We start from the raw sequence: 1866 nt of genomic DNA on the forward strand, positions 1-1866 counted from the left end.
AAGTCCGGTAAAAAATAAACTCATTCTCTTCGAAAATCTCTTCAAACCGCGTCAACGTCGCCTTGCCGTAGATATATGTAACTGACTTCGTCAGTCTTATCTACAACCTCAAAGCAGTACTTTGAGCAACCTGCGGCTAGTTTCCTCTTTGATTTTCATTGAGTATAAGATTAAGAAGAGGCTGAGAAAAAGCCTCTCAAATCAGAAAAACGCATAGTATCAGGTGTTCAAAACTTGAGACTATGCGTTTTCGTTTTATTGTGGGAAGATTTACTTTATTTTCTCCGGAAGTTGAGTTTTGGTCCAGTCTCTTTAAATTATATGTTATCTTAAATTCAGAACAGAACATTATAACTTATAAAACATTGCTAGAAATTGATTCGACTTTACTATCCTATTTGTTCAGAGTTTATTTCTTTTTGCTATAAAGTTTGAATTTCTTTTGTTTTTTCTACTCTTTTTCCGAATAAATAGATAGAAGCATCAAATCTAGTAAATTAGATTAAAAAATGTGCTATAATGAAAGGAGAGCAAACATGACTGTACGTCATCCGGGCATTAGCCCAACCAATGACTTGGTTGCTAAGAAAATCTTTAGCAATCCAGAAATCACTTGTCAATTTATTCGCGATATGTTGGACTTGCCAGCAAAAAATGTGACCATTTTGGAGGGAAGCAACATTCACGTCTTTCCTTCCTTACCGTACTCGGCACAGGATTTCTATACAAGTATAGATGTTTTGGCGGAGTTGGATAATGGTACGCAAGTTATCATCGAAATTCAGGTTCATCATCAGAATTTTTTCATCAATCGTTTGTGGGCTTACTTGTGCAGTCAGGTCAATCAAAATCTTGAAAAAATTCGCCAACGTGAAGGTGATACACACCAGAGTTACAAGCATATTGCACCTGTTTACGCAATCGCAATTGTGGACAGCAATTACTTTTCAGATGACCTAGCTTTTCACAGTTTCAGTATGCGCGAAGACACGACAGGTGAAGTCTTAACCATCACAAACAATGGACAAGAAAACCATCTAGTCAAGATGGCATTCTTGGAATTAAAGAAATACAGAGAAACCAGCAAAGACGAGGTTCGCAAGCCGTGGTTGGAGTTTTTTGGTAATAAGCCCTTTACCCAACAACCCGAGCGAGCCATCAGCCAAGCAGACCAACTGCTGGACTACAAGAGCTGGTCCGAGGAGGATAGAAAAATGTTTAGTCAACTACGTATGCGAGAAGAACAAGCCTTGTTAGCACAGGACTATGCTTTGGAAACCGCTAGGGCTGAGGGGGTTGAACAAGGTTTAGAACAAGGTTTAGAACAAGGTTTAGAACGTGGAAAACTTTTTGCCTTCTTAGACATGGTTCGTCAACATGTTTTAACTTCTGAATTTGCCAGCCAGCAGTTAGGAATGACTGTCGCTGAGTTTGAGTCACTCTTGTAAACGAGCGAAAATGTTTAGCTAGCTATCTTGCAAAAAAATAAGTAGAGTTTATAATCCAAATACTTTTTAATACCAAGAATAAGCAGAGCCGGTTTTTCTAGGATATTTGGGTTAAGACGATTGTCTTGAATGCCTTAGGGAAACATGCTATACTACTTGTATGATTATTTTACAAGCTAATAAAATTGAACGTTCTTTTGCAGGAGAGGTTCTTTTTGATAATATCAACCTACAGGTTGATGAACGAGATCGGATTGCCCTTGTTGGGAAAAATGGTGCAGGTAAGTCTACTCTTTTGAAGATTTTAGTTGGAGAAGAGGAGACAACTAGCGGAGAAATCAATAAGAAAAAAGATATTTCTCTGTCTTACCTAGCCCAAGATAGCCGTTTTGAGGTTGCAGATAAGACTGACGAAGTC

The 1866-nt window shown here is 38.2% G+C and carries 2 protein-coding genes; both read left to right on the forward strand.

Annotated elements, in window-relative coordinates:
• Positions 1–536: 536 nt before the first annotated feature.
• A complete protein-coding gene (locus tag HT697_RS05045) occupies positions 537–1448 on the forward strand; it encodes an Rpn family recombination-promoting nuclease/putative transposase (protein ID WP_173262426.1) in 912 nt (303 codons plus the stop codon).
• Positions 1449–1608: 160 nt separating this feature from the next.
• The coding region (locus HT697_RS05050) for an ATP-binding cassette domain-containing protein (RefSeq protein WP_173262429.1) at positions 1609–1866 on the forward strand (258 nt) is incomplete at its 3' end.

This window comes from Streptococcus sp. 1621 (assembly GCF_013276615.1).
Lineage (GTDB): Bacteria > Bacillota > Bacilli > Lactobacillales > Streptococcaceae > Streptococcus.